A 1,440-nucleotide genomic window follows, 5' to 3' on the forward strand; every position below is an offset into this window, starting at 1 on the left:
ATCAGCGAATCAGCGAATCAGCGACGATACAGGACGATCGGCACGAGGTGCGCACGGCGCACGCGCTCGGCTTCGGCACGACGCGCAGCGTACGAGTATTCGGCGTCGAGCGGCAGGTGGGGCGACACGAACAGGTCGTCGATCTTTTGCAGCAGGGCAAGGATGAAGCTCATGTGAGACTCCTGACAGATGTGGCTAGGGTTTTCCCTTAGATGGACGCTATTCTAAGGGTTTTCCCTGAACTCTGCCAGCACACCGCATCAGTTTGCCGCATGCGCGCGGCGCCTGATCGCCGACGCGGAACCGCGATCCTTGCTCCGTCGGGCTCCCATGATAGGGTCGAAACGATTAGCGCGTGCGGCGCGCACGTTTCGCGACGGCCGCCTCGCGATTCGCGTTGCGCTGGAGCCGGTCGACTTGCGACAGCAGCGCCTCGTGATGCTCCTCGAGCGTCATCAGCGTCGCCTGCTGCGTCGACAGATCGGCCGCGAGGCGATCGATCCGCTGCTGCTTCGTGGCGACGTCCTGCTTCAGGTGCGCGATCTGCCGCGTCTGCAGCACCAGCGCAACGAGCCCGGCCAGCACGACGACGGCCAACGCCAGCAGCAGGCGGTTGACGCGGCGCATCTCGCGATCGGCGGTGCGCGTCAAACCGTCGACGTCGGCCTGCAGCGCGGCGAGCCGGTCGGTCAGCGGACGCAGGTGCGTATCCGGATCGAATACCGGCGCGGCCGGTTGCGCGCGCTCCACCGACGGCTTCGTGACAAAGGACGCAGCGGAAGCCACCGGCTGGGTGGCAGGGGATACGGTGGTGTCGGGGGGCGGCGCGGCGTCCACGGCCTTCGCAATGTTCGCCGTGTTCGCCGTGTTCGCCGTGTTCGCCGTGTTCGCCGTGTTCGCCGTGTTCGCCGTGTTCGCCGTGTTCGCCGTGTTCGCCGTGTTCGCCGTGTTCGTCGGGTTCGTCGGGTTCGTCGGGTTCGCCGGGCTCGCCGGGCTCGCCGGGTTCGCCGGGTTCGCGGCGATTGCCGGCTTGGTCGGCTCCGCCGATGCCTGCGGCTCGACGATCGACATCGCGTCCGGTGCCGGGCTCGCCCCGGCCGCCGCTCGCGCCGTGTCGACGCTCGTCACGACTGGCGCAGATTGCTCTGCTGTCGCGTCGCTTGCACCGGCAGCCGCCCGACGTTTGCCGCCCGACGACGCGCGACGCTCCTTCACGGCGTCGCCGGAAGATCGCCCTTCGCGAGATTTGGCGGCGGCGGCAGCGACAACAGCCTTCTCGCCTTCACCGCCAGTTGCTTGCGTTTCGGTCACCTTCGGCGCCGCACCATCGGCCGCTTGCAGCCTGGTCTCCACCATCGCGACGGCGTCGGCCGCGGGCACATCGGCGGCCTTCGTTGCAACACCACCGGCCACGGCAATATCGACCGCCTTCATCGCAAC

General features: G+C 68.1%; 2 protein-coding genes. Both read right to left on the minus strand.

Features of this window, described 5'->3' with window-relative positions; genetic code table 11:
• Nucleotides 1-17: 17 nt before the first annotated feature.
• Nucleotides 18-173: a hypothetical protein gene (locus VK92_RS42725; protein ID WP_006481665.1), complete on the minus strand. Its 156-nt coding sequence runs from the start codon at nt 171-173 to the stop codon at nt 18-20.
• Between the two features lie 175 nt (nt 174-348).
• The coding region (locus tag VK92_RS42730; RefSeq protein ID WP_048468277.1) for a hypothetical protein at nt 349-1,440 on the minus strand (1,092 nt) is incomplete at its 5' end.

This window comes from Burkholderia sp. LK4 (genome assembly GCF_001043615.1).
Lineage (GTDB): Bacteria > Pseudomonadota > Gammaproteobacteria > Burkholderiales > Burkholderiaceae > Burkholderia > Burkholderia cepacia.

Excerpts from the sequence above, each read along its gene's own strand:
- VK92_RS42725 (WP_006481665.1), bottom strand. The coding sequence starts at position 173 with ATGAGCTTCATCCTTGCCCTGCTGCAAAAGATCGACGACCTGTTCGTG.